This window comes from Sporosarcina sp. FSL K6-2383, from assembly GCF_038618305.1.
Lineage (GTDB): Bacteria > Bacillota > Bacilli > Bacillales_A > Planococcaceae > Sporosarcina.
Genome location: NZ_CP152017.1, coordinates 2934559 through 2961528 on the forward strand (window position 1 = coordinate 2934559; position 26970 = coordinate 2961528).

The following is a 26970-nucleotide window of genomic DNA, read 5'->3' on the forward strand; positions in this document are numbered from 1 at the left end:
ATAAACCATTCAATTAGGAGGAGAACAGTATGTTACAAGATCAACAGTTTCTTAGAATTCCAGGACCGAGTCCGATTCCACCGAGTGTACAGCGAGCAATGAGCCAGCCAATGCTCGGCCACCGCGGAAAAGAAGTATCTGCCATCGTAAAGTCTATCAAACCTGGTCTACAACAAATATTTGGTACAACACAAGATGTTGCAGTCATTACAGGCAGTGGAACAGCGGGCTTAGAAGCGGCTGTTGTCAATATCGTTCAACCAGGCGATGAGGTACTTGTTGTTGTCACAGGTGCATTTGGTGATCGCTTCACGAAAATTTGTAACGCATATAATATTAAAGCCCATCGTTTGGATGTAGAATGGGGCCAAGCACTTCAGCCAGAAGATGTTCAACAATTTGTGCAAGCGAATCCGGCTATTAAGGCGGTATTCTCTACTTATTGCGAAACATCTACAGGTATTTTGAATCCTATACACGAACTAGCAACGGCGGTTCGTGCAGTATCAGATGCATTAATTGTTGTCGATGGCGTATCATGCGTCGGTGGTGTTCAAACAGAAATGGATGCTTGGGGAATCGACATTATGGTAACCGGTTCTCAGAAAGCATTTATGCTACCCGCCGGACTGACATTCGTCGGAGCAAGTGAACGTGCGTGGACTGTTATTGAATCAAATACACAACGCGGCTTTTATTTAGACCTTACAAAATACCGAGATAATCTCCAGAATGACGCGACACCATTTACACCTGCCGTTTCTTTATTATTCGGCTTGCAGCAAGTACTTGAATTGATTGCAGCAGAAGGCTTGAAGCAAGTATACGCACGCCATACATTAATGATGAACATGACGCGCGCGGCTTTCAAGGCACTTGATATTCCTTTGTTAACAACTGACGCTGATGCTTCTCCTACTGTTACAGCAGTTCAACCCAAGGACTTCGATGCTGAGGCATTTAGAAAAGTGATTAAAAAAGAGTTTGGGCTCACAGTAGCAGGCGGTCAACAGCATTTAAGCGGCAAAATATTCCGCGTTGGCCATATGGGCTATTGCTCGCCGGCAGACGTTCTTCAGACGATTAGTATGATTGAAATCGGCTTACTCAAGGTTGGCAAACAAATTACATTAGGCACAGGCGTAGCCGCCGCACAACAAATCTATGTAAATGAAGGAGTGTTGGTTTAAATGGCTTTTAATATACTTATCAGCGATCCACTAAGTGAAGATGGTATTTTTCCATTACGACAAGCAGAAGGTTTTAATGTTGTCATTGATACTACAAATACACCAGAACAGCTTGCTGAAAAAATTAAAGACTTTGATGCTTTAATCGTTAGAAGCCAAACACAAGTCACACGTGCCATTATTGAAAAAGCAACAAACTTAAAAATCATTGGACGCGCCGGCGTTGGTGTAGATAATATTGACTTAGATGCTGCAACGGAAAGAGGGATTATCGTCGTCAACGCTCCGGACGGTAATACGAACTCAGCGGCTGAACATACGATTGCCATGTTGATGTCATTAGCTCGTAAAATTCCACAAGCCTTTAATTCATTGAAAAATGGACAATGGGATCGTAAATCGTTCATCGGAGTGGAATTAAAAAATAAAACACTTGGCGTTATCGGTATGGGACGCATCGGTGCAGAAGTAGCAGCGAGAGCAAAAGGACAACGGATGAGCGTCATCGCATACGATCCATTTTTGTCAGAAGAAAAAGCGAAGAAAATGGGGATTACGTTAGGAACAGTAGAAGAAGTATTGAGAGCCGCTGACTTCATTACAGCCCATACGCCTTTATTGAAAGAAACGAAGCACATGATTAATAAAGAAGCATTTGCAATTATGAAAGATGGCGTTCAAATTGTTAACTGTGCGCGCGGTGGAATTATCGATGAAGATGCTTTGTACGATGCAGTTGTCTCGAAAAAAGTTGCAGGAGCTGCGCTCGATGTCTTTGAAACCGAACCATTCGTTGGCCACAAGCTACTAACTCTGCCAGAAGTCATCGCGACACCACACTTAGGTGCAAGTACAATTGAAGCGCAGGAGAGTGTCGCAATTGATGTTAGTCGCGACGTTGTCAACTTTTTCAGCGGAGGTACGGTTCGCAATCCCGTGAATCTACCATCAGTTTCGAAGGAAGTACTAGCTAAAATTGAGCCCTTCTTTGATTTAGCTGAGAAACTTGGGATCTTCCTATCTCGTTTATCCAATAAAGTAATTGAAGAAGTGAACATCTACTATTCTGGCGACCTTGCAGAATCAGACGTTCGTCCATTGACACGCAACACGCTGAAAGGCTTGCTAACACGTAATCTTGGTAATCATGTCAACGACGTCAATGCTAAGTTTTTGACAGAGCGTTTTGGTATCAAGGTGAATGAACATAAAACATCTACAACAAAAGGCTTCTCTAACTTAGTGACAGTCGAAGTCACAACAGCAAGCGGGGTTCGTCGCGTCTCTGGAACACTTCTTAACGGACTAGGTGCACGTATCGTCAAAGTCGATGACAATCTAGTAGACATTAGTCCTGAAGGTCACTTACTATTTATCAAGCATAAGGACCAGCCTGGTGCAATCGGACGCGTTGGGACATTACTCGCTATCGAAAACATTAACATCGCGACGATGCAAGTTGGCCGGTCAACAATTGGTGGAAATGCCATCATGATGTTAACCGTCGATCATCATGTCGAAAAAGCAAACGTCGAGCGTTTAAAAGAGCTTGAAGACATTTATGATGTAATTGCAATCGATCTTTAATTTATGTTAAGCAAGGAACCCCACTTCATCCACTAGAATTTCTTCAGGGGTGAAGTGGGGTTTTATTAATAAGTTGTAGTTTGTTGCACTGACTATCCAGCAAACAATTAGTACAAAGAAAAGAAGCCTCCTACTGGATGGCTTCCTCCTTCGTTAATACCTCTAAAATTGCGAACAATTTCTCCAAGTTATCAATTTCATATGTTGGTGTACTGCCCTCAGCCAATTCCATACCTTCACGATTAATCCAAACCGAACGCATCCCTACGCGCGATGCACCTAAAATATCCGTCATTAAATTATCGCCAACCATTAGCGCTTCATCTGCTGTGATACCGCAGGTTTCTAGCACATGATGAAAAATAGACATATCCGGCTTCCCTTTTCCAAACGCACCCGAAATAACAATATGGTCGAAATAAGGAGCGATTTCAGGTGTAATTTCGAGCTTCGTCTGCTGTAAGCTTGGCGAACCATTCGTTAATAATGCCAGTTGATATTTCCCTTTTAACTTATCTAACACACGAAAAGTTTCTTCGTATAAGAATGGACGCTTTTTCCGCTCCGCTGGGAATAATTCAGCCAACTCACTGCCTAACTCAACATCCTCAATTCCAACCCGTTGCAAGCCTTTTGTCCATGTTTCGCGACGATATCCTGGCACAATCTCCTTCATCTTCTGAAAGGATTCCCCTGCATCGTCAAACACACCCCAAAGCCCTTCGAATGGATTAATGCCAATCATTTTTGTGAATTCATATGTATCGTATGTAGCATATAGCTCCCTCGCCTCTGCCCGAACCGCCTCTTCAAGCTCTATCGGATCAACACCGTCACGCACCTGTGCCGCTCGTTCACATGTCTTTCTAAACGCCGTCGCCACACTTTTCTTATCCCATAATAAAGTATCATCTAAATCAAAAATGAGTGTTGTTATCATACAAATCATCTCCCTTTTTACATCTACCTTAGTATACATCATTTTCAGATTCTTTAGTGAGATAAAGAAATACCACCCCGAATACATACTCGAAGCGGCATTTCATCATAAAAAATCCGTGACATCCGCCGGAGGCTTTATTAGGGAGGAATTGAACTGCATTCCTCCCTAGTAAACCTTCCTCCCCCAAAACCGCTGCTGCGCAATCGCCTTCACAAACTCCTGATCAAAATCAGGATTATTAGTTGCAAAGACAATTCCAGGTCCTTCCTTTGCAGCCGATACTTCAAAAAACGGTAAACCTGTGGTCGCAAAGCCAATCGGTTTAAAATGCTTAAACGCTTCATCGATAAACGACACGATATCATAATTGAACTTCTCCTGATTTGCAGCTGTTCCACCAACAACATATAGCGCATCAAACAACACAGAATCTGTCGTCAAAAACGTCTCATTGACCATAACTTTAAGTCCATCCGCACCAAGCACATGCCCCAACTTCGCACCAACAAAATCAACCGTTACTCCATAATCTCTCAACATTCGCACAGTCGCCTTCACGTCAGCCCCGTTAAAATCATTACCAATCAATACGCCAACCTTCAATGTTTGCGGTACTCGTATCGTATTGGCCTGACTCAGCGCTGGTGATGACGCCGTAACCGTCGATTGTTCAGCAGTAGGTGGATTTACCCCAACGCCTTCTGCAATGATTGTGGCCATCTCTTTATCCACATGCGCAAACATATCTACGACCTGCTGCTTGACACTTCTACTATTCACTTTGCCAACTTCGAATGTAAACGCATTAATAATATGCTGCTTTTCGGGAGGTGACATACTGTTCCAGAAAAGCCTAGCCTGCGAAAAGAAATCCTTGAACGACTCACTACGCGCTTGAATAACACGACCTTCTACTTTCTCTGCATAATGAACGAAGCCGCCTTCTTGTGCCGTAGACGTCGATGGTGTATTGTCTGCCAGTGAATTTTTATGATAGCTCACCTGTCCGACATTGATCGTTTGCCGGCTATAGCCATTACGTTGATTGTTATGAAAAGGGCAGACCGGACGGTTAATCGGAATCTCCGTGAAATTCGGTCCCCCAAGACGAATCAGCTGCGTATCCAAATAAGAGAACAGCCTGCCCTGTAGCAGCGGATCATTCGTAAAATCAATGCCCGGAACGACATTCCCAGGATGAAATGCCACTTGCTCCGTTTCTGCAAAAACATTATCAACATTACGATTCAGCACCATCTTGCCAAATATCTGAACAGGCACAATTTCTTCCGGCCATAGTTTCGTTGCATCTAAAATATCAAAATCAAACATGAATTCATCTTCCTCATTGATCATCTGGACGCCCAGTTCATACTCGGGAAAATTACCATGTTCAATGGATTCCCATAAATCCCGTCGTTGGTAATCTGGATCTTTCCCTGATATTTTTTGTGCTTCATCCCAAACAAGCGAATGGACGCCCAACAACGGCTTCCAGTGAAATTTCACAAATCTAGATACCCCTTGCGCATTGACGAAACGAAAAGTATGCACGCCGAATCCTTCCATCATGCGAAAGTTTTTTGGTATCGCACGATCGGACATTTGCCACATAACCATATGTGCTGACTCCTGATTATTCGCCACGAAATCCCAAAATGTATCATGCGCAGAGGAGGCTTGCGGTATTTCATTATGTGGTTCTGGCTTAATCGCATGAATCAAATCTGGAAACTTCAATCCATCCTGAATAAAAAACACCGGAATGTTATTACCCACTAAATCGTAATTCCCTTGTTCCGTATAAAACTTAACGGCAAATCCTTTAACATCCCGCACAGTATCTGCCGAACCTGAACTTCCTACAACATTTGAAAATCGAGTAAATACAGGTGTAATTGTTCCAGGTTCCTGTAGAAATCCTGCAGTCGTGAATTCCCTCATCGATTTATATAATTCAAACTCTCCGTGTGCCGCATAGCCCCGCGCATGAACAACTCTCTCCGGAATTCGTTCATGGTCAAAATGCGTCACTTTTTCACGAAAATGAAAATCCTCCATTAACGTTGGACCACGAACCCCCGCTTTCAATGATTCCTCGTCATTTGAAACCTTCAAAGCTTGATTCGTTGTCATCTTCTTGTCGAAGTTATCCACGCGGTACTGTTCCAGCTGCCGGTCCTTGCTATTTTCTAATGATTTATCCACGCAATCCCCTTCCACTTTGCCTATATAGATGCATCATTACTATATGCGATTCAGCCTACGACTGGCACAATAAAAGGGTAGCTCCTTGAGAAGCTACCCTTTTCGTCCAATATTCATCATGCCTTAGCTGGTTCTACAACCTCAACAACCCAACTAAATGGATCCACTATTTTTCCATATTGAATACCTGTTAACTCGTTGTATAGTTTTTCGGATAAACTACCAATATCACCATTATTAACAACTAGCTGTTCATCACGCCAATTCAGTTCACCAATCGGAGAAACAACAGCAGCTGTTCCCGTTCCGAAAGCTTCTTCCAGCGTACCTGCTCGATGCGCCTCATATATTTCTTCAACTGAAATTTTACGCTCAATGACAGGAATATCCCAATGCTTTAATAGCTGGATGATAGACTTTCTTGTAATTCCTTCTAAAATACTACCATTCAAAACAGGTGTTATCACTTCACCGTTAATCTTAAAGAAGACATTCATACTACCCACTTCTTCAATATATTTTCGTTCCACTCCATCCAGCCACAGTACCTGCGAATAGCCTTTGCGATCAGCAATTTCCTGTGCTCTTAAACCGGATGCATAGTTACCAGCCGTTTTCGCCATGCCAGTTCCGCCTGCAACAGCACGCACATATTCATCTTCAACCAAAATTTTAACTGGATGAATGCCTTCCTTATAATAGGATCCAACTGGGGATAGAATAATGGTGAATTGATACTTTTTCGAAGGGGCCACACCTAAATACGGTTCGGTCGCAATCATATATGGGCGTATGTATAATGACGTGCCTTCTTCTGTCGGAATCCATTCTTTATCAATAACCAATAGTTCCTCCAAAGCCTCAATCGCACTCTGCTCCGTAAATTGAGGCATACATAAGCGATCGCATGACTGATTCATACGGCGCATATTTTCCTCTGGACGGAATAAGAGAACCTTACCATCCTTACCCATATAGGCTTTCATGCCTTCAAATACAGATTGACCGTAATGAAAAACCGTGGCGGCAGGATCTAACGCAATAGGTGCATAGGGAACAATTCGATGTCCACTCCAACCTTGTCCTTCAGTATAATCCGCAATAAACATATGGTCTGTGAATACTCTTCCAAACTCCAATTGATCGGATAATGGTTTTTGCTTTTTTGTTTCACTTAATGTAATGTCGATTATATGTTTTCCCATGGTGTGCATCTCCCTTTTTCTATTCTTCATTCCAATCAATGAATACTAAAAAGGAATACCAAGATAAGCTCAATTAGATGGCTTAAATGATATTCCTTCCTAATTGCAATTTTCGGAATTCATTTTTCTAATAATATAGATTATATCAACATATCGAACAATATGCTATCCCATCCTAAAAAAAAAATTCTAAACTGAGGAGGTATTTTTTTGCAACAACATTATTTCATCGGGATTCCCATTCCACCAACCTTTAAAGACACTGTGGAAATGTTTAACAAGAAATATCAACTAGAAACAACTTATAAAGTAATTCCACACCTAAAGGATTTACATGTGACTCTATTTTACTTAGGTGCGGTGCCGGATGAACTGTTGCCACCGCTAAAGAATCGGCTGATAGAAATTGCTACACATCATCAAGCATTTCCTACCAAAATAAACGGTTTTTCATACTTTGGTGCTTCATCTGGACCACGCGTAGTTTATTTATCAATTGAGCAATCAATCGCTTTATCCTCTCTACAGCGTGAGATTGAGCATAATATTGCCCAACAATTGGTACGACCAATCTCAGAACGCTTCACTCCCCATATCACCATTGCAAAAAAGCGTAAAACAACAGATGATTTTTTCATTCAAAAGGAGAAAATCCAGCCGATTGAAGTATCGGTTCACTCATTTTCGCTTTTTACTATTCATCCAAATCAATCACCGAAGTATGAAGAAATACAAAAATTTGAGCTTAGTTAACAAAGACTAGGACACAATTCCGCCTTAAACCTATATTTAAAATACACATTTCATTCGAATGAATAGCTTCCTCAATTCTCACAATGTTAAACTAGTAGTAACAAATCCTCTACTAACAAAGGAGCGAAGTACCATGACGAATATTTCTAAAGAAATGGCAACAGAAGTAATTTTATTAGCAAAAAGGGATAAAGGATTAACTTTTGACGAGATTGCGGCAGTTGTTGGGCGCCACCCTGTTTGGACAGCCTCCGCTATTATGGGACAGGCGTCGATGAGTGCTGAAGAGGCAGACAAGTTGGTAAATCTACTAGAACTGGATGCATCCGTTTCAACTTCATTACAACAAATTCCGCTAAAAGGTTCGTTAGATGAAAGTATTCCAGTCGATCCACTGCTTTACCGCTTCCATGAAATTTTACAAGTGTATGGCACAACCATCAAAGGTGTTATTCATGAAAAATTTGGCGATGGCATTATGAGTGCGATTGATTTTACGATGGATATTGACAAAAAAGAAGACCCTGCTGGCGATCGTGTTGTTGTCACATTAGACGGTAAATTTTTGCCTTATAAAAAATGGTGAGCATTTGCATAAAAATCCGTACCTTCTCAAGTTCCTTTGAGAAGGTACGGATTTTGTAATGTAGGATGCTTTAATTTGCTGATTCAGCAATCTTTTTGACACGTTGAACAAACTCAACAACGACTTTATCATTGCCGAATAATAGAAATAATTTCACAAACCATTTTAAGGGAAGATTCGTCGTTGTATACGTAAATGACGTTCTGGATTCATCTATTTTAACCAAATGGTAGCCCGCTGTAATATCGAACATATTTCCCAGTGTAAAACCGACTTTCATCTTTTTTTCATCTGAAGAATCGCTATACTCTAGCGTCTCGACTTCGTATTCCATCACACGCTTACCTTCTTGATATTTTTGCAAATAGATACTCCCGACCATTTCATCCGTTATCGTTACCGGTTGGTTTCCAACAACCTTCGGCATTATTTTTTGCATATTTTCTAAAGATCCATCAAACAACTGCCACACCGTCTCAATCGGCGCATTAATTTCAACTGTGTTCGTCCATTGTTTCATCCTAATAACCACCTTGTCCTATTAATCAAACATTTAACACCATCATGTCCTCCTTTCGGCTTAAAAGAAACACAACAATAAAAAGCCGTACCATCTCAAATCACTTTGAAATAGTACGGCTTTCCCTTACAGTACTTTACTCAAAAATGCTTTCGTCCGTTCATTTTTCGGTGCGTTGAACACTTGCTCAGGCGTTCCTTCTTCTACTAGATAACCACCATCCATGAATAATACACGGTCACCCATCTCTTTCGCAAAGCCCATTTCATGCGTAACAACGACCATCGTCATGCCTTCTTGCGCCAACTGTTTCATAACATCTAACACTTCATTAACCATTTCTGGATCAAGTGCCGAGGTCGGCTCGTCGAACAGCATAATTTTCGGTTGCATAGCCAATGCCCTAGCAATCGCAACCCGCTGCATTTGACCACCCGACAATTGCTCGGGATAGACATTTGCCTTATCTGCGAGTCCGACCTTTTTTAGCAATTGATGAGCCAGCGTCTCAGCATCCGCCGCAGTCATCTTACGAATTTTTTTCGGGGCAATCGTAATATTGTCTATGACACGCATATGTGGAAATAGGTTAAACTGCTGAAATACCATCCCCACTTCTTTGCGAATCGCATTAATATCCGTTTTGGGATCATTAACCTTCACACCATCAATAAAAACTTCCCCTGCCGTAATTTCTTCCAGCAAATTAATACATCGCAAAAAAGTACTTTTCCCCGAACCACTTGGGCCAATGACACAAATAATTTCTTTTTCCTTCACTTCATAATCAATGCCCTTTAACACTTCCAACTTGCCAAATGATTTCACTAATCCTTGGACCTTGATCATCTTATTCACCTTCCTACTTTAAGAGCGCCGCAATGAAAAGACGTTCCTTCGTTGCATCGGAATATAGCTATTACTAAAGCGTTTTTCCACATATGAAATCAATTTCCCTAATACAAAGGTTAAGCATAAGTAAAGAATCGCAACCATAATATACGGCTCCCAAAATCTGAGCGTAGCTCCAGCAACAACTTTACCTGCAAATAATATATCATTTGCAGCGATGACCATCAATAATGATGAATCTTTTAACAAGGCAATTAGTTCATTGCCCAGTGGTGGAACCATCCGTCGAAAAGCTTGTGGTAAAATAATATTCTTCATCGCAATCACTGTTGTCATTCCAAGTGATCTCGCGGCTTCCATCTGACCTTTTTCAATCGACTGAATACCAGCACGAATGATTTCCGCATTATAAGCGGCACTATTTAAACTGAGCGCAATGACACCTGATGTGAAATACCCTAAGGATTGGCCGAAAATTCCTGGTATTACCGCCGTATGAATTAATAAAATTTGTACTAACAACGGTGTCCCTCGGAAAAAGTCCACATAGTACTTACTTGGATAATACAGCCACTTTTTCTTTGATAGCTTCCCCATACCAACGAACAACCCTAAGACAAGTCCTAGCACGTAACTAATCAGTGTGAGTGATACTGTAATACCAATCCCACGGATAAATAATTCACGATAGTTCCAAATTACCCCCCACATATCCCAACGTATATCTAAGAAATCCAAATCTACCACTCCCCTACCACAGCTTTACATAGTGTATTATTTACTCTAGATCAAAGCCAGTGATTTCTTTCAATTTCCCATTATCCTTTATAATTTGAATTCCTTTATTTAATAACTCGAGAACTTCTGTATTCCCTTTTTTAACCATCAATCCATAATACTCTTTTTCAAAACTTGCATCTTCAATTGTCTTCACTTGTACTTTCGGGTTGTTAGCTTTGTAGTCAATAATAACGGCATTATCTCCTACAGCAGCATCCGCATTCCCGTTAATCATTTCACTAATCGCCAATGGCATTGTTTCCGCTGCTACAATTTTAGAGCTTGTATCCCCTAATAAACCCTTTGTGACAATATGCCCTGTAGTATTAATTTGAACAGCTACGCGTTTATCCTTCAATTCTGCAAAACTTTCTACCGAAGAATCTTCAGGAACAAGAATGAGTTGATTCGCACTAAAATAAGGATCAGTGAAGTCATATGATTTCTGACGTTCTTCCGTAATCGTAATTGAAGAAACAGCAAAGTGCACTTCACTATTATCTACAGCTGGGAATAATGGTTCCCATCCTATGTTTTTAAACTCTATTTCAAAACCTGCTGCTTCTGCAATCGCATTGACAATATCAATATCGATCCCGACAATATTCCCTTTCTCGTCCATTGATTCCATTGGCGCATACGTTGCATCAGTACCAACAATTAGTTTACGAACCCCTTCATTTTCACCTTCCCCTACATCCGTTGACGAACCTGAATCCTTCGTTCCACATCCAAATAAAACAACACTTAAGCTAACTAAAAGAACTCCTAATAACAAGAAACGACCTGTCTTCTTCAAAATAATTCCCCCCTACATAATTTTCATACTAGTATCAATTTAAATTATCTGAATTTTTCAGATAGTTATTCATTATTATATACGAGTAGAACGACCTATTCAATAGAAAATAAAAGAAGCAAAAAGCCGACTGCCTTGAGCAATCAGCTTTTCATCGACACTATACCTCATGCGTTGATTGATCAGTAAATCTGAAATAGAATAAGTAAATAATCATTACGAAGGAGGTCGTTAAAAATCCCCAGCCCAATATGATTTGCTCAATTAGTAAATAATTATTACATAATTGAACTGGTGCCATAATATACAATAGTCCCATTACTAAAAAGACAATTGTAAAACTAACAAAGAAAATCTTTTTAATAAGTAGGCTCACTTTCCCCCAACTATCCCGTAGTGGAACACCAGCTAAAAACGGTAAACTAATAAACTTAAATAACTCGATACTCTGCATAGTCAACGCCTCGTCCATTGTTCGAGGGATCATCCAGTACATCATAATGATAGAAAATAGCAAAATACCAGGTAACCCGTTACCATTCCATCTGTCAAAGAAGCGTGGGAACTTTTGCTGGAGTAGCTTCGCCATTAAAAAACCCGCCACAACAAACAACGGCATTTGCATATGCATATGCATAATCATGATTGATTCCAATACATTTGCAACAGGAGGAAGGATTAAGAACAGAAAGAGCACCAAACCGTATTTAAATTGTTTCATAGCCTACGCACCTGCTTCTTCTTCAAGGATTTTGATGACTGTATTCGCTGCCTCATCAACCTTCTTATAATCTAAGACCTCTGCCAAAGTACCTTGCTTATCAACCAAATAGAATGCTGAATTATGCGCGAAATTTCCATATTCATCAGGAATTACGATGACGCCAAACTCATCCAACAAAAACTGTAGCTCCTCTTGGTCCTTAATCCTTGCCATTCTCCAGAGTTCTCCATCACTATTCGTAAACAAATTTTGATAAACAGCCAATCTTTCAGGATCATCACGTTCAGGATCGAAACTAATACTTAAAAATTGTATGTCTTTTCCGATATACTCCTTTGGAATTAAATCATAAACCTGATCCATATTCATTTCCAAATCAATACAAACTGTTGTGCACATCGAGTAGATAAATGTAATGAAAACATATTTCCCTTTAAATTCATCAATTGAATAAGTGCGACCATTACTATCCTCAAATGCTACGTCAGGAAATTGCGGTTTTTCCTCCACTAACTTATTCACCCTTGCCGTTTCCGCAGTAAATGCGCTGAACTGATCAGTTCCTACATAAAATAGAACAAAGCCAAAGAGTAGAACGATGATTGTCGCTAGTAAATTATGCTGTTTGTTCTTCACAATCCATCACTTCCTCATTGTTTTATAGACGAAAAGAGGTAGCCTTTTAACACAGGCTACCTCTCCGTTTTAGTCCTTTACCAAGTCTTAATTGGTGGTGAACCTGGTGGTGCATTTACAATTAAGTCTACTAACGGAACGACATAGCCCATTGCGACGACTAATAGCATGATGATAATCCATAGTCCCCAACGATCTGTCCAAAGTGGTGTTTTTGTTTCGTTTTCCTCTGGCTCAGCAATCGGGAATTCTGTTACTCCTTTTGGTGCAAAGAACATCATATTAAAGACTGCGTAAACTTGGAGCACAACACCAATGATTAATAGTGTTCCACCGACAGCAAGTAGAATCATGTATGGATCCCAACCGAGTGCTGTTGCGTTATCGCCATATGTTGTATAAGATGTTCGACGTGGTGAGCCAAGTAAACCAACCCAGTGCATCGAACCTGACATGAACAGCATACCGGCCGTCCAAATAATTGTTTGGATAACCCCTAGTTTATTCATCGCCGGTGTTAACACCCGTTTAGATAGATAAGGTACTAACCAATAACTAATTCCGAAGAATGTTAGAATAACGGATGTACCCACAGTTAAGTGGAAGTGTCCAACAACCCATAACGTATTGTGAACAACTTGGTTCAATTGATTTGTTGTTTGAGCAATACCACCCGCTCCTGCTGGAATGAAAGCAATCATCGCAATCATCGGTGCAAGGAAGCGAACATCGCCCCAAGGTAATTTTTTATACCAACCAAGTAGCCCTTTACCACCTTTTCTTCTACCTGTACGTTCAAACACTGAGAACATCGCGAACGCAGTCATAAGTGACGGTAAACCGATTGATAAACTCATAAAGACGTGCAAGAATTTCAATGTTTCCGCCATTCCTGGGTCAACAATTTGGTGGTGGAATCCACCTGGGATATTTGTGATGACCAGCATGATGACGACAATACGTGTTAACGTGTCACTAAATCGTCTACCACCGATTACTTTCGGTACAATGACATACCAAGCAGATACGGCTGTTAGATACCAAATGTTTACTAACGTATGGCCGAAAGCCCAAAACAGTGTACGGCTGACCATGACATTGATTGTTTCAAGGAAACCAGCTGACCAAAAAATCAGCATAACAACTTCAATTGTGACACCGATACTTCCAAAGAATAATAGTACGAATACACCTGTTGCGAAGAATGCCAGGATTGGAATACTTTGTCCCGGATTATTCTTTCTCCAAGTTGCTACGTTGATAAATGCTCCAAACGCACAAACCCAGACACCCAATACAATGAACGCTAATCCAATATAGAAGAATGGGGAAGCTGCCATTGGCGGGTAAAATGTATAAAGAACCGTTGCTTTATTCAGTAGGATTGGTATAACTGCTATAACGAATCCCACAATTTTCATCCAGAAGCCAATCCAACCCATTTTTCTTACTTTCGGAAGAAGTCCTCCTAGTGTGTGGGAAAGCCCCGCATAAAAGTAACCGATTGTGAAGAACGCTGTTAATACGAGAACAAGTAATACTCCGTGTGCTGTGAGCACTTGATAATAGGTAAACCATGATGGTAATTGGATAAGACCTGCTCGTTCCAGACCTTGTGCTAATCCTAGAAACCCACCTATCAATAATGCTATAAACGCTACAACCATATATGATTTCGATAACTTCGCATCCTGAGCATTAACGCCCAATATCTTATTTGTTTTTTCCTTAAGTGACTGTGCTGTTGCCATTTTCCTTCCCTCCTTTATTTAACCGTGATTGTCGTACTCATCATCTGATGACCGATTCCACAGTATTCATTACATAACACTAAATATTCACCAGGTTCATCAAATTTCTGTGTAATCTTTTGAATATATCCTGGCATAACCATTGCGTTCAAGTTAGTGCCCACTACTTGAAATCCGTGAACCACATCTTTAGAAGTCATTGTGAATGTCACGTTTGCCCCTACCGGCACTTCGATATTACTTGGCGTAAAACCAAATGTTTGTAATGTCATAATCACTTCATATTCGTTGTCGCCTCGATCGTAAACACCTGGGTTATCGAATGGTGCTGTTTGGTCCACCTTTTGTGGATCAAGTGTTTCTTTATGACTTGGTGGCCCCATGCCTAGTGCGAATGTTTGATATCCCGTGATTAACATGAAGATAACCAACATGCCGCCACTTATGATGAGCCATAATTCTTCATAACGGTGCATTTTCATGTCTTTTCCCTCCCTATACTCTTCCCATGTATAATACGAATAGCAAAACCCACATTGCGAGAATAACTGCCCCTACAACACCTACGGAAAATACTGTTCCTTTTAGTGAATGCTCTTGTTCGAATTTCTCCTTATCTTCGATGTTCACTTTTTGAGCTCCCATCCAAATTCACCTCCTGTGTTTTTCCTTATCTTCACTCTAGTTGATAATACTTCTCACATTTGTGATTAAAATCACACACCTAGTTAAATCTCGTAAGGGGCTCATATTTTTTTACAAATCAATCATGTCGGGATAAATTACGAAACCACCTTTAAGCCCCTAAACATCGCATTTCACACTACTATTTTATATAAAAAATCAACGGATTACTTGCTCTTTTGAAATAGTGACAACTTATCGAACATAGTCATTTCACCCCAAAAATCCTCTCCTCCATTCTCAATTAGAAAAAGCTATCTCCATTTGGTTTGCATCTAAATCATGCAAACCAAATGGAGATAGCTTTTAAATTTGAATCAATAGGAGGCCGTATTGGTCTCTCTTTAAAATAGAAAAACAATTACATTGATAGTTCCTCTTGTACCTTTTCAGGATCAATAAAGTAACTACCTTCTACTAACTTAATCGCTTGTTCTTTTCTCAAATGTGAAATCATACGATTGACGGACTCTCGCGTTGTTCCAATCATATTGGCAAGGTCTGAATTTGTAAATTTTGTATTTAACTTAATCCATCCGTCCCCCTGCTCCTCTCGATGTGTCTCACTAAGACGTAATAGAAGCAATAAAATTCTTTCATTGGTACTACGAAGCGCCATTTCTTCTAGTCGTTGCTGAACATCTACAATTTGATCGCCCAATACACTAAATAGCTTGATAGCCAGATGGGGATTTGCCATTAGCACCTCTTCAAAATCCTGTATGGAAATGAAGTACAGTTCCGAATCCTCAATAACTTGTGCATGTGCAGGATAATCACCTTTGCGGAAAAATCCAACATGTGGAAACATATCGCCTGGTTGTTTGACGCAAACAATTTGTTCTTTACCCGCCATATCGTTTCGAAATACTTTCACTTTTCCAGAGCCGACAAAATAAACATGGGTGATGGGATTATCATGCATAAAAACCATGCTTTTATCATCGAATTTCTTCTTTTTTATAATTTCTAGGAACGGTACAATTTCTTTATCGCATAAGTCTTTAAAAATCCTAAACTGTCTAATCATCTCTTTTAACTGTTCCAAAGGAATTCACTCCTTAGAATTTCTAATATGCATTACATATATATCTTATCACATAGCACGTTCATTTATGTACTTACATCGTTCTATTTTGTGAACTATACAGATACATTTTGATAGCAGTTGGTATAAAAATTCTATTTTAAGGTATCACAGTCGAAATTCGGTGAATCTAAAGCCCAGAAATGACGATAACTCCGCTGAATTAATCGATAACTCAGAAATTACAAAACCGCATCAGTCGCGTTTGACTGATGCGGCCTTTATATTTCCAACAGCTCCCGAATATCTTCCTCAGTCAGCAATGTACTTGCCCTATCTTTTGGATCAATGATTTCTTCAATCAAGTCTCTTTTCTTCTCCTGCAATTCATTCATTTTATCCTCAATCGTTCCACGGGCAACCAGTTTGATGACATGGACAACCCGTTTCTGACCGATGCGATGGGCTCGGTCCGCTGCTTGTTCCTCCACTGCTGGATTCCACCAAAGATCGTATAATATGACCGTATCTGCCCCTGTCAAATTGAGACCGGCCCCGCCCGCTTTCAATGAAATCAAAAATAAGTCACGCTCGCCTGCGTTAAAACGATTGCATATTTCCAGACGTTCTTCTGAAGCTGTTTGACCATCCAAATAGAAGAAAGGGGTCCCATTCAATGCCAACTCCTTGCCTATAATTCCTAGCATCTTTGTGAATTGTGAAAAGATTAATACCCTTCTTCCTGCTTGTTTCGATTCTTCAAGTAGCTGTTTCAACTGCTCTAGCTTCGCCGAACTTCCTTGGTAGCCGTCCACGAATAGTGCTGGGTGGCAACAGATTTGCCGCAATCGGGTCAGTCCAGCGAGGATTTTGATTTTATTCTTTGTAATAGTGTTTTTATCCAAATGCTTTAGTGTGTCATGGCGTAGCTTTGCCAAATAGGCGGCATAGAGTTCCTTCTGTTCAGGAAGCAACTCCGTCGTTTCCATCGACTCCATTTTTGCTGGTAGCTCTGCGAGAACATCCTCTTTTAGTCGCCTTAGCATGAAAGGACGGATGCGATGGGCTATCGCCTTCGGTGTAAGTTCACTATACTCGCGTAACCCCATAAAAAGTTCAGGAAATACGACGTGAAAGATAGACCACAGTTCTTCCACTGAATTTTCAACTGGTGTGCCCGTCAACGCAAAACGATTATCGGCCTGCAGTTTTTTAACTGCTCGTGCTGTTTGAGTAAATGGATTTTTGAATGCCTGTGCTTCGTCAAAAAAGATTGTCAGAAAATCTTGTTTTTCAAACCACTGAATATCCTGACGTATCAATGGATAGGAGGTGATTAAAACATCTGTGTCTTCCAGTTCATTTTGTTGCTTCGTCCTCACCTTTTTGGGTCCTTCTATGACTTCAGCATGAATGTCAGGTGTGAATTTCTGAAACTCACTCAGCCAGTTATACATCAAAGAAGAAGGACAAACAATTAACACACGCCGTTTTGTCTCACGTATTTCAGGAAGTACAGACTGGACGAACGCAATGCTTTGCAATGTTTTGCCAAGCCCCATATCATCCGCCAACACACCCCCTAAGCTATGGGACGCTAGGGTTTTCATCCACTGATAGCCTTGTTTTTGATAATCACGAAGAACCGTTTCCAATTGCACTGGAAGCAGAAATCCGGTACTTTCAGGATTTCGAAGGCTTTCAAAGAATTGGCGCGCCGTTGCCTCTACAGAAAACATTCCATTCTCATCAGCACCAGCGAGAAATCGGATCCCACGACCTATCGGTACAGACAGACCTTTTTCCAATTCGTCCAATCCTTCAGGAACTTCATTCAAAAAACGTTGAATTTCCTCAAATTCCTTTGTTTCCAATGACAGAAGAGCTCCATCCTGCAAACGGTAATACCTCCGTTTTTCCTCCAATGCCTCAAGGACTTCTCGTATTTGCTTGTCCGGTATACCGTCCAGTTCAAATTTGAATTCGAGCCAGTTTGTTCGCTCTTCCTGTGATTTTACACGAATTCGCGGGCGGGCATTTCCTCTAAAAACTCGGTTCTTGATCGCTGTCGTAGCATACACCTTCAGAAGCTTTTGCAATTTCGGAAGGATATGCTGTAGAAATTCATACTCCAATTCTTCATTGTGCAATAAATAGCCTTCATCATTTTCCGTAAACGCACTTTCTTTCATTAATGCAAGGATGGCCTCTTCTTTTTCCAAGTCACGAACCATTACAGAACCAGTTGGTAAATCCCCTTCCGTCAATGGATTAATGAAGACATGATCATATTGGAATTCCAAGCTTGCAAGAAGCCGATGATTTACCCGATCGACGTACAGCATTGCTTGCAATGGTGATTTCACCAGTTTGTCCAGAATAGTTTCGGCAAGTTGAACTTCACCAATCCTCCGCAACCCTGGGACAACCTTTTCTAAGAAAAAACCAATTTGTTCATTGGAAATCGGCAGTTGACGGGCCCCCGAAGTTTCAACCATCTGCTTGAGATCCGTGAGACGTTTGCAATCCTCATTATCCAGCTGAAATAATTGCCCATTGCATAGGACAGACTGATAAGCCTGAAGGATAAGAATATTGGCCAAACCGTTAATTTCTAAATAATGTCCCTGGCCTTCCAACCTGTCAAAGCGGAATTGTACAGGCAATGCCTCATTGGAAAGAGGCATGCCTGAAATATACTGGCCATCGTACCCTAATCTGACTAATGGCGCACAGTTCAAAAACGGCAATAGTCGATCCCATGAAGTGGGCGGGATGAGTAACGTTTGCGGACTAATTGTCTGGTCGATTATGTACACCTTGTCCTCCTGATTCATCCGAATGAGCTGTTGAAGAACAGCATCCGATTCATGAGGGAAACAATGGCGGCTCGAATCAAACGTAAAAGTTGGCGAAAGGGTAGTAGGTTTTCCTTCATTCACCCTACTCAAAAATCCCCGGATATGCTCTATGGGAACTGAACCGATTTGAATTTCGATGCCGAGCATATGCCCACCTTTGACAGCAACAGGCATCCACGTAAACAGCAGGTCAAGTACTTCCCGGTCTTCGAAATGAAGCTGATGTCCCGTTGATCTGATAGGCTTTTCATTGAAAAGGGATAGCAGTCCAGAAGGCTTATCCAATTCAATGATGGCATGCATGACTGCGGCGACATGCTGGCATTTGTATGGATAAAAAGGTAACGATGGGCAACTGCACGCTGTCTGAATTTCTTCTCCATCATCGTCAATTGTGACATAAAAGTTTTCTGCTCCCACCACAGTCGCTTGACAATGCGTGGCGCTATATTGTTCAATCGTCACTTTCCCAGAACGTTGAAAGGTTTCGCCCCTTTTAAATGAACTGTTCCCGCACATGTCTAGGATCTGCTTTTGCGTTATCATTTTGGCCAACCTCCTTTCCTGAATCAATGAATTTCAATATATACTTCATTATATAGAATAAATGTTCTTTTTCATATCTTTCTTCTACCCTGATTTAGTAGTACTATAGTTAAGAACAAGGAAATATTCCCAGAAACGGCTTGGACAGATTAAAATAAATGGAGGATTTATGAAAAAACTCACACTCTTATTAATAGGTCCCACAATCATGATTTTCATTGGTCTAATCATCTGCAAAAGCATCATTGTTACTTTTTCACTATTTTATAGCTGGCTATTATTCGTCCCACTTTTCAGCTCTATTAGAAATAAACAAGACAAATTTAATCTAAAAAAACAATTCAGTCGTCAAACTATTGTAGTTGGCATAATTAGTGGACTTATTTCTCTACTAGCGATTTATGGGGCGGTGACAGTACTGAAAGATACTGTATTCGATCTTGCTGCACTGCGTCAATTATTGGTGGATTGGAATTTCACAGGAAACAATGTTATTTGGTTAGTTTTAGTTCTTATTTTCATCAATCCTTTTTTAGAAGAGCTATACTGGAGAAATTTCATGTACAAGTATCTTGAGACTAAAACTAGTATTACAAAAACTGTTGTCATTACATCATTTTTTTATAGCCTTTATCACTTAGTATCGCTCATTTCTATTTTCACATTCCCATTCAATTTCATCGCGGTCATTCCTGTATTTTTAGCCGGATTATTTTGGGGCTATTTTAGGTATAAATTAAATTCTATTTCGGCTCCAATTATCAGTCATATTCTTGCTGACTTAGGAATTATGCTGGTGTATTTGACTTATATTTTATAGCAAAGAAAAACTAGTATAGGCTTGTTATCGCTCATACTAGTTCCTTCTCATAGAATACAATGGTCATTCGTTCATTCATTTTTGTAGCCTTTCCAGTCTTGCGGTACCCTAGCTTTTCGTACAGCCCACACAGCTTTTGTTCTTCCAGAATCGTATCTAGTTCCCAAACTACAGCATCTTTATACAAACTCTCAACTGTACGCATGGTTACCGACGCAATTCCCCTCCCTTGATATTCTGGGAGAATGAAAATAGGAGATACCCGATAACGTCTATTAGCTTTCTTAACAATTCGTATCGCACCAACTGTTATCATATTGTAGACAATGAGATAATAATCAGTTTGTTTTTGTTGTAAACGATCTGTCGTCCGTTGAATCGTTTCATTTGCTGGACTCGTGTCAAAGTCTTGATACTTAGCTAACAATGGCTTAAATGCTGCCACTTGTATGGAATGGATGAATGTCGCATCCTCTATAGCCGCCTTCTGAATAACTAGCTGTTCCAACTAAACACCCCTTTCCATCAATATACAAATCTGCTGCTACTTGTTTAGAATTAACTAGGTGGCCTCCCTTACTAGTACAACGTACTAATATAGCCAAGGGGCGACAAGTGTGAACCGAAGTAATAAGACCGACAATGATCTTCTGCTGGGCTTATTACGAGAGGCCATCACCAAGCGACAAAGCGATGTTGAAGAATATTCTATTTTTTAATTGCCGACTATACAGCATCAGTTCCCTTAGAAATATTTTTCTCCAACACAATTCTATGAATACCGTCATCATCTGTGAATACTTCCATCACATCGAAGCCGTTTTTTATATTAAGAATCAGCATACTACGCCACTTGTTTCTGGTCTTTGTTTGAATAATTGTATAGCCAGCTTCCCCTACTAAACAATGCTGCTGTTTCATAAGCTCCGCTGCAATTCCTTGTCCTCGGCACGCTTCATGCACTGCTCCGTACCAACTATAATACTTGTTAGCATCAATCTCATAGCCTATTTTATAACCAACCACCACCGATTGATTGAAGGCTACATTCATCAATACTTTCGGTTTTGATTTTATTTTATCTATTAGTGTAGCTGACTCTTCAAAGACCCTTTCATGCAGTTCCAAAATTCCATCTACGACATGCTGTTCAGGCATTCCCCAAAAGGCCTTATAGGTTAACATGATATCCACTCCCCCTAAAAATTCACACATTAACGCCAACCATATGGAGCTCATGCATCGGCCTTGTCATGGCAACATATAACAACTTTCTGTCAATCGGATGATCTCTAAATGGATCGTCAACCGCGACAACAATGACTGCATCGAATTCCAGTCCCTTTGCCAGATGGCTCGGAACAATCAGCAGGCATGCCCCACTCATATCCGTTTGGTCGCCTAATAATTGCACCGCCATGTTGAATTCCCGTAGTCTTGCATGAATTTTTGTTGCCTCTGCTGTCGATTTGCAAATCAGCGCTACCGATTTATGGCCACGTCCCGTAATTTCATTATAAATCTGATCAATTTTAGCCCCATCAAACGTCGGCATATCGTAAAAATCTGGTTCCCTACCATGACGAACAACCGGCTCGACAAGTGGCAAATCCTCGTCCATCTGCGCGAGCACCTGATTGGCTAAGTCCATTATTTCAATTGTCGTTCGATAACTTTTTTGTAGTGTTGTATAAGTCGCTCTCGGGAATAATTCTTTAATTGGTTCCCAAGACGTCAATGCCCGGTAGCTGTGAATTCCCTGCGCCAAATCGCCAACCATCGTAAACATATCCGTTTCAAGTCCCTCCTGCAAAGCCGCCAACTGAAACTCGCTGTAATCCTGCACTTCATCAATAAAAACCACGCGCATTTTCCAATCATCTGCAATGCCCTTCAGCTTGGCCTGTAAATAATAAATGGCTGCTAAATCCTCAATTTCCCAAGTTTCCTTCTGATGCGCCTCTCCAAAAGCAGCTCTTTCCTGATCAGACCAATGACCGGCAAGTGCTGTTTGAAGTTGCTCGTTCGCTAACCAATCGCGATAGATTTTCTTGATATTAAACTTTTTAAACCTACGCATATAAACGGCCGCTGTTGATTTACCTTCCTTTTCAATAACTGGCAGTCTGTCGTCACGCTCATCCAAAATTCTTGTTAGCTTGGCTTTCCGTCGTTCATCATCTCGAATACCATATAATGCTTTATCAAGCGCTTCCTCATACTTGGTCGTTAAAGTAGCAAGCAATCTTTTATGCTTGCGCTTCACATCACTTTGCACAATGATTTTAATACGCTCCAGCCTTTTTTCAACAGGCATGTAGGCAAACTCCTGAAGAAATAGTTTCTTCAGTTGCAAAGCTTTTATAATCCGATACTTTTCAATAAAAACATCTTCAAAAAGCTCCGCCATGTCTTGTTCCAATTTTGTCACATAGCGCTGCATGATCTCTCGATAATCGAGAGTCCCTTTTACGCGCGTCACAAAAAGCTTTTCTTCATCTAAAGTGGCCGATTGTGCTAACTGCGCCAACTTCGCGTCAGGATCAGTCAGCTTCAGTTTCAAACCTGTCGCATTCAAAACATATTCCGCATATGTCCTCTGACAAATCTGCCCCACTCCCAGCTCGGGTAGTACGTCCGCGATATAATCCATAAACAATTTACTGGGTGCTAAAATCATCAGTTTATTGGCCGGAAAATGTTCACCCATCGTATATAAAAAATACGAAATACGGTGCAGTGCAATCGTCGTCTTCCCACTACCCGCCGCCCCTTGGACAATAATGGGCTGCTTCAAATTAGCCCGAATGATAGCATTTTGTTCAGCCTGAATTGTCGAGACTATCTCCATTAATCGAGTGTCTGCTTTACCAGCTAAGGCTTCTTGAAGTAACTCATCATTTGTTGTTAGGTCAATATCACGAATATCCAGAAGCTCTCCATCTTCAATCTGATACTGCCGCTTAGAGTACAGATGTCCTTCGAACTCGTCCTCTCGTACTTGATAGGTTAAATCACCAAGCCTTCCATCGTAATAAACGTTAGCCACAGGGGAACGCCAATCGACAATAATCGGCTCCTGCGTTTCCCGATGGAATAAAGACGTCTTACCTATGTAAAGTAATTCCGCCTCCTCATCTTCCTTTTGGAAATGAATTCGGGCAAAATATGGCTTCAATTGAATCGCTTCTAGCCCTTCCTTTTGAGAACGAGCCATTTCAAAAAAACGGGCATTCGTTAAAATATTGATGTAACTCAAACTGGAGTCCAAATACTCCAAATCTGCCATCGATTTACGAATTTCATCTTGAGAGGATTTTACGTCACGTCGTGATTCTGCTAATAATTGCTGCATGTAGTGTTTGGTGTAGTCAAGGCGCTCTAATTCAAACTCAAAATCAGGATGTTGCTGCATGAGACAAGTCCTCCATTTATCGTATTTTGCGTCCTTTATAACTGTATAGAAGATGTTGGGGATTTTTAGACAGATTTGTATTTTACCACTTACATGAGAACTAGGCAACTATAATAGTAGAATAATTCTGTTTCCACTGATTATTTCAATAAAAAAAGAAAAAGCTACATGCATAAAAGCAATTAGCTGTTTTCTGAGTCATCTATAGTTATTGAAATAATATACCTAGCAAAAAGACACCCTTCTACCACTGAATTCAGGGCTAAAGGATGTCTTTCCATTTAATTATTACACTTTAAATCGTCCCATATCACTTTGCAGTTTCTCTGAAAGCTCCGCTAGCAACTGTGCGCTGGACGAAATCTCTTGGTTAGCAGCTAGTTGTTGCTCTGTCGCTGCACTTGTTGACTGGGCAGCTTCCGATGATTCGGCTGCCAGTTCCTGTACTTTTGTAGCTCCTGCAGAAACTGCATCGGTCATTGTGCGGATCTGTTCGATGGCTGAAGAAACAGTTGTCACTTTTTCACTGACATCACCGGCCGCCCGTTCAATCCGGCTGAAGACCTCGTGTGTTCGCTCCGTTACAACAAGCCCTTCTTCTACACGTTGACTGCCATCTTCTGTGCTTGCAACAGCTTGTGCAACGCTACCAATCATCGTATCAATCATATTACCAATTTCTCCAGCAGAACGTTTTGACTGTTCTGCAAGATGTCTCACTTCCTCAGCTACGACCGCGAAGCCTTTTCCATGCTCCCCAGCACGTGCTGCTTCAATCGCCGCGTTCAGTGCCAATAAGTTCGTCTGTTCAGCAATATCCGTAATCAAAGACGTAACTTTTCGGATTTCCTCCGAATAATTCGCCATACCGCTCATAATGCCTGCTGATTGCCCAATTGCCGAGCTAATCACTGTCATTTGACCGTTAACATCCTCCATTAGAGAGGCCCCTTCTTTCACAAGCCGAGCAACATCCTCAGATGATAACAGCATCGCTTCGTTATCATCCGTAATCCGGTTAATGCCGGTTACGACTTCTCCGATAGCCCGATTCGTCTCATTGACAATTTCCGCTTGGGATTCACTTCCCATTAAGTTTCTTTCCGTCGTTTCTGCAACCATTTCAGATGCTGCTAGACTTTCCTCTGAACTCGCAGACAATTGTTCTGCTTGGGCAGCAAGTTGAAGTGCTGACCCATTTGCATTCGAAATAATCCCGCGAAGGTCTTTCGACATGCTATTAAAGGCAGTTGCCATCTCACCAATCTCATCTTTATTGCGAATGATGACAGGCTCTATCATAAGATTTCCTTCTGCGATTTCTGTCAATGCTGCCGTCATTTTCTTAACGGGTTTTGCAATACTTCGTCCAAGCATAATTGCTATAGAAATGCTCACATAAAGAGCAACAACAAGTAAGCCAATCATCACTATGCGTATCCACTTGATTAACTCTTGAATATCACCATTTACTTGATAAGTTTGATCTGTTTGGCTTACAATCAATTCATTAATTTTCTCCATGATTTCCGCTTCAAACAGACTTGCATCAAGTGCAATATTCAAAGCTCTTTCTTCTTGACCAGCATCGAACTCACTGATTGCTAAATCTGTAATTTGTATATAACTTGTGTGTGATTCTTTTAATTCATCGAGTAATGTACGTTCGCTAGTAGACCATTTCATTTGGTCTAATAACCCCGACTGGCGGTCAAGCTCCGTAATTATTTCCGTTCGACTTTTCAAAAATGACTCTTGTTCAAACAATAAATAACTTCGAACATTTTCCGAAAGTTTGTTTTGAAGTGACCCTATTTTTTCAAATACAATTGTTTTCGCTACTTGATTATACATTAAAGCATTAAAATCATTATTTGTTTTGGATACTGACCAAAAACCCGTCCCACCAATAATAATCATAAAAAGAAGCAGCGATAAAAATCCCATCCACAATTTTCTACCTACTGTAAATTTCATTATTTTACCTCCTACATAATAAATCCATCTTTTAGTATAACTTAAACCCAAGATCTATCATAGTCATATATTCTTAAAAGAAATATATTTCATGCAGGTATTAATGCCTAGAAAGCTTATACAACTTGCTTTCAACGGCTATCCAGTCAACAAAATAATCCCTTCCTGCTTATTTCAGCAGAATGGGATTATTATCTGAAAATAAAATTATTTCTTTACAAAGTGGACTACCCACTGATTCTCTATTTGTTTCATCGCTGTCCCTCGCCAGCCATCTTGAAGATAACGCTGTTGTTGCGCTGTATCAGACATTAAGATTTCATAACTTTGTGTGGGGTTCTCTTGCAAGTTCTGCACTAGATCTTTCATTAAAACATATCTCAGCAAGTCACCATATTTCACTTTGAGTGCGACAATTTCCATACCATGGGCAAATTTATCCTTCAAGCTAGCAATATTAAACGGAGCAACGGTTGTACATACATAGCGAAATCGCTGTCGATTGACTTCCCGTATGAGAATTTCTCCTAATAACACCTGCAAATTATTCCCTCTGAATTGAGAATGCACATTCGATATTTCCGAATAAATAACAGCGGATAACCCAGCTGTCGGTACACCTGCATCAATTCCTAAATGACCTTCCTCATCCACTTTAGGTTCCAACATTGCACGAAATGCAATGAGTTGTCCTTCACAGTAAGCGCCAATCATCATGCCTTTACCATTCAAAATATAAAGAAATTCTTCCTTCGTCAATGGCTGTAAAAAAGCGTCTGTTGTCAGCGATGCAATTACTTTTTGTTGCAGTACTAGAATTTCATCGAGATGACTCACGGCTAGTTGGATAACGTCAATTTCTTTTTGATTTTTTAAGACTAATTGTAGTGGATTCATCCGCTAACCTCCTCTGAAAACACCGTTAGTTCTTGAAGTATCTGTTCATCAATATCAATTCCTAATCCTGGCCTGTCTGTCAAACTAATCATAGGTTGCATAACTAATCACAAATGGCTCATATAGCGGTAAATGAATCGCGTAAATCTCAATTTCAGTAATCTTCACTGTTTTCAAACCTTCCTCTTGTTGAATTCTACTATCTATTG

Annotated in this window: 24 protein-coding genes; 5 read left to right on the plus strand and 19 right to left on the minus strand. The window is 40.5% G+C overall.

The annotated features are described in order from the left end of the window. The first annotated feature begins 29 nt into the window (after positions 1–29). Complete coding sequence (locus MKZ10_RS14700; protein ID WP_342505686.1) at positions 30–1190, plus strand: alanine--glyoxylate aminotransferase family protein; 1161 nt, start codon at positions 30–32, stop codon at positions 1188–1190. Next, complete coding sequence (gene serA, locus MKZ10_RS14705; RefSeq protein ID WP_342505687.1) at positions 1191–2777, plus strand: phosphoglycerate dehydrogenase; 1587 nt, start codon at positions 1191–1193, stop codon at positions 2775–2777. It begins immediately after the preceding gene. A gap of 130 nt (positions 2778–2907) precedes the next feature. Here serA and MKZ10_RS14710 read toward each other — a convergent pair whose 3' ends face one another. From MKZ10_RS14710 to MKZ10_RS14720, 3 genes are all read right to left on the minus strand, one after another. After that, complete coding sequence (locus tag MKZ10_RS14710) at positions 2908–3717, minus strand: HAD family hydrolase (RefSeq protein WP_342505688.1); 810 nt, start codon at positions 3715–3717, stop codon at positions 2908–2910. Positions 3718–3885: 168 nt separating this feature from the next. Then, positions 3886–5928, minus strand: coding sequence for a catalase (locus MKZ10_RS14715; RefSeq protein ID WP_342505689.1), 2043 nt, complete (start codon positions 5926–5928; stop codon positions 3886–3888). Between the two features lie 116 nt (positions 5929–6044). After that, complete coding sequence (locus MKZ10_RS14720; protein ID WP_342505690.1) at positions 6045–7133, minus strand: branched-chain amino acid aminotransferase; 1089 nt, start codon at positions 7131–7133, stop codon at positions 6045–6047. 210 nt (positions 7134–7343) lie between these two features. On the opposite strand from MKZ10_RS14720, the gene thpR reads away from it, so the two are divergent. Continuing rightward, a complete protein-coding gene (thpR, locus tag MKZ10_RS14725; protein WP_342505691.1) occupies positions 7344–7886 on the plus strand; it encodes an RNA 2',3'-cyclic phosphodiesterase in 543 nt (180 codons plus the stop codon). A 133-nt stretch (positions 7887–8019) separates the two neighbouring features. After that, a complete protein-coding gene (cynS, locus tag MKZ10_RS14730) occupies positions 8020–8472 on the plus strand; it encodes a cyanase (protein WP_342505692.1) in 453 nt (150 codons plus the stop codon). 70 nt (positions 8473–8542) lie between these two features. Here the strand turns inward: cynS and MKZ10_RS14735 are convergent, their stop codons facing one another. The 11 genes from MKZ10_RS14735 to MKZ10_RS14785 form a co-directional block, all read right to left on the minus strand. Beyond that, positions 8543–8992, minus strand: coding sequence for an SRPBCC family protein (locus tag MKZ10_RS14735; RefSeq protein WP_342505693.1), 450 nt, complete (start codon positions 8990–8992; stop codon positions 8543–8545). A 126-nt stretch (positions 8993–9118) separates the two neighbouring features. Beyond that, positions 9119–9841, minus strand: a complete 723-nt coding sequence (locus MKZ10_RS14740) for an amino acid ABC transporter ATP-binding protein (RefSeq protein ID WP_342505694.1) — start codon at positions 9839–9841, stop codon at positions 9119–9121. An 18-nt stretch (positions 9842–9859) separates the two neighbouring features. Continuing rightward, positions 9860–10582 carry an amino acid ABC transporter permease gene (locus tag MKZ10_RS14745; RefSeq protein WP_342505695.1) on the minus strand — a complete coding sequence of 241 codons (723 nt, stop codon included), beginning with the start codon at positions 10580–10582 and terminating at the stop codon, positions 9860–9862. A gap of 40 nt (positions 10583–10622) precedes the next feature. After that, positions 10623–11423: a basic amino acid ABC transporter substrate-binding protein gene (locus tag MKZ10_RS14750; protein ID WP_342505696.1), complete on the minus strand. Its 801-nt coding sequence runs from the start codon at positions 11421–11423 to the stop codon at positions 10623–10625. A gap of 160 nt (positions 11424–11583) precedes the next feature. Continuing rightward, complete coding sequence (locus MKZ10_RS14755; protein WP_342505697.1) at positions 11584–12144, minus strand: hypothetical protein; 561 nt, start codon at positions 12142–12144, stop codon at positions 11584–11586. Between the two features lie 3 nt (positions 12145–12147). Beyond that, positions 12148–12786, minus strand: coding sequence for an SCO family protein (locus MKZ10_RS14760; RefSeq protein WP_342510234.1), 639 nt, complete (start codon positions 12784–12786; stop codon positions 12148–12150). Between the two features lie 74 nt (positions 12787–12860). Continuing rightward, entirely contained in the window at positions 12861–14534 is a 1674-nt protein-coding gene (locus MKZ10_RS14765) for a cbb3-type cytochrome c oxidase subunit I (RefSeq protein WP_342505698.1), read from the minus strand. A 14-nt stretch (positions 14535–14548) separates the two neighbouring features. Beyond that, on the minus strand, positions 14549–15016 hold the full coding sequence (locus MKZ10_RS14770; protein WP_342505699.1) for a cytochrome c oxidase subunit II: 468 nt from the start codon (positions 15014–15016) through the stop codon (positions 14549–14551). Positions 15017–15029: 13 nt separating this feature from the next. Next, positions 15030–15179 (minus strand): hypothetical protein, encoded by a 150-nt coding sequence (locus MKZ10_RS14775; protein ID WP_203247098.1) that lies wholly within the window; start codon positions 15177–15179, stop codon positions 15030–15032. Positions 15180–15579: 400 nt separating this feature from the next. Further along, complete coding sequence (locus MKZ10_RS14780; protein ID WP_342505700.1) at positions 15580–16266, minus strand: Crp/Fnr family transcriptional regulator; 687 nt, start codon at positions 16264–16266, stop codon at positions 15580–15582. 260 nt (positions 16267–16526) lie between these two features. Then, positions 16527–19652 (minus strand): SNF2 helicase associated domain-containing protein, encoded by a 3126-nt coding sequence (locus MKZ10_RS14785; protein WP_342505701.1) that lies wholly within the window; start codon positions 19650–19652, stop codon positions 16527–16529. A 169-nt stretch (positions 19653–19821) separates the two neighbouring features. Here MKZ10_RS14785 and MKZ10_RS14790 point away from each other — a divergent pair, with 169 nt between their 5' ends. Beyond that, positions 19822–20472 carry a type II CAAX endopeptidase family protein gene (locus MKZ10_RS14790; protein ID WP_342505702.1) on the plus strand — a complete coding sequence of 217 codons (651 nt, stop codon included), beginning with the start codon at positions 19822–19824 and terminating at the stop codon, positions 20470–20472. Positions 20473–20503: 31 nt separating this feature from the next. On the opposite strand, the gene MKZ10_RS14795 is transcribed toward MKZ10_RS14790, so the two are convergent. The 5 genes from MKZ10_RS14795 to MKZ10_RS14815 form a co-directional block, all read right to left on the minus strand. After that, positions 20504–20980 carry a GNAT family N-acetyltransferase gene (locus MKZ10_RS14795; RefSeq protein ID WP_342505703.1) on the minus strand — a complete coding sequence of 159 codons (477 nt, stop codon included), beginning with the start codon at positions 20978–20980 and terminating at the stop codon, positions 20504–20506. Between the two features lie 218 nt (positions 20981–21198). Then, complete coding sequence (locus tag MKZ10_RS14800; RefSeq protein WP_342505704.1) at positions 21199–21657, minus strand: GNAT family N-acetyltransferase; 459 nt, start codon at positions 21655–21657, stop codon at positions 21199–21201. A gap of 22 nt (positions 21658–21679) precedes the next feature. Next, the gene (gene helD / locus MKZ10_RS14805) at positions 21680–23887 is read right to left on the minus strand and encodes an RNA polymerase recycling motor HelD (protein WP_342505705.1); all 2208 of its coding nucleotides are present in this window, start codon (positions 23885–23887) and stop codon (positions 21680–21682) included. A 288-nt stretch (positions 23888–24175) separates the two neighbouring features. Further along, positions 24176–25864, minus strand: coding sequence for a methyl-accepting chemotaxis protein (locus tag MKZ10_RS14810; RefSeq protein ID WP_342505706.1), 1689 nt, complete (start codon positions 25862–25864; stop codon positions 24176–24178). A 207-nt stretch (positions 25865–26071) separates the two neighbouring features. Next, positions 26072–26761: a GNAT family N-acetyltransferase gene (locus MKZ10_RS14815; protein WP_342505707.1), complete on the minus strand. Its 690-nt coding sequence runs from the start codon at positions 26759–26761 to the stop codon at positions 26072–26074. Positions 26762–26970: the final 209 nt, after the last annotated feature.

Excerpts from the sequence above, each read along its gene's own strand:
- MKZ10_RS14800 (WP_342505704.1), bottom strand. The coding sequence starts at position 21,657 with ATGTTAACCTATAAGGCCTTTTGGGGAATGCCTGAACAGCATGTCGTA.
- MKZ10_RS14700 (WP_342505686.1), top strand. The coding sequence starts at position 30 with ATGTTACAAGATCAACAGTTTCTTAGAATTCCAGGACCGAGTCCGATT.
- MKZ10_RS14775 (WP_203247098.1), bottom strand. The coding sequence starts at position 15,179 with ATGGGAGCTCAAAAAGTGAACATCGAAGATAAGGAGAAATTCGAACAA.
- MKZ10_RS14810 (WP_342505706.1), bottom strand. The coding sequence starts at position 25,864 with ATGAAATTTACAGTAGGTAGAAAATTGTGGATGGGATTTTTATCGCTG.
- MKZ10_RS14740 (WP_342505694.1), bottom strand. The coding sequence starts at position 9,841 with ATGATCAAGGTCCAAGGATTAGTGAAATCATTTGGCAAGTTGGAAGTG.
- MKZ10_RS14720 (WP_342505690.1), bottom strand. The coding sequence starts at position 7,133 with ATGGGAAAACATATAATCGACATTACATTAAGTGAAACAAAAAAGCAA.
- helD (WP_342505705.1), bottom strand. The coding sequence starts at position 23,887 with ATGCAGCAACATCCTGATTTTGAGTTTGAATTAGAGCGCCTTGACTAC.
- MKZ10_RS14785 (WP_342505701.1), bottom strand. The coding sequence starts at position 19,652 with ATGATAACGCAAAAGCAGATCCTAGACATGTGCGGGAACAGTTCATTT.
- cynS (WP_342505692.1), top strand. The coding sequence starts at position 8,020 with ATGACGAATATTTCTAAAGAAATGGCAACAGAAGTAATTTTATTAGCA.
- MKZ10_RS14710 (WP_342505688.1), bottom strand. The coding sequence starts at position 3,717 with ATGATAACAACACTCATTTTTGATTTAGATGATACTTTATTATGGGAT.
- MKZ10_RS14790 (WP_342505702.1), top strand. The coding sequence starts at position 19,822 with ATGAAAAAACTCACACTCTTATTAATAGGTCCCACAATCATGATTTTC.
- serA (WP_342505687.1), top strand. The coding sequence starts at position 1,191 with ATGGCTTTTAATATACTTATCAGCGATCCACTAAGTGAAGATGGTATT.
- MKZ10_RS14770 (WP_342505699.1), bottom strand. The coding sequence starts at position 15,016 with ATGAAAATGCACCGTTATGAAGAATTATGGCTCATCATAAGTGGCGGC.
- MKZ10_RS14735 (WP_342505693.1), bottom strand. The coding sequence starts at position 8,992 with ATGAAACAATGGACGAACACAGTTGAAATTAATGCGCCGATTGAGACG.
- MKZ10_RS14815 (WP_342505707.1), bottom strand. The coding sequence starts at position 26,761 with ATGAATCCACTACAATTAGTCTTAAAAAATCAAAAAGAAATTGACGTT.
- MKZ10_RS14755 (WP_342505697.1), bottom strand. The coding sequence starts at position 12,144 with ATGAAACAATTTAAATACGGTTTGGTGCTCTTTCTGTTCTTAATCCTT.
- MKZ10_RS14765 (WP_342505698.1), bottom strand. The coding sequence starts at position 14,534 with ATGGCAACAGCACAGTCACTTAAGGAAAAAACAAATAAGATATTGGGC.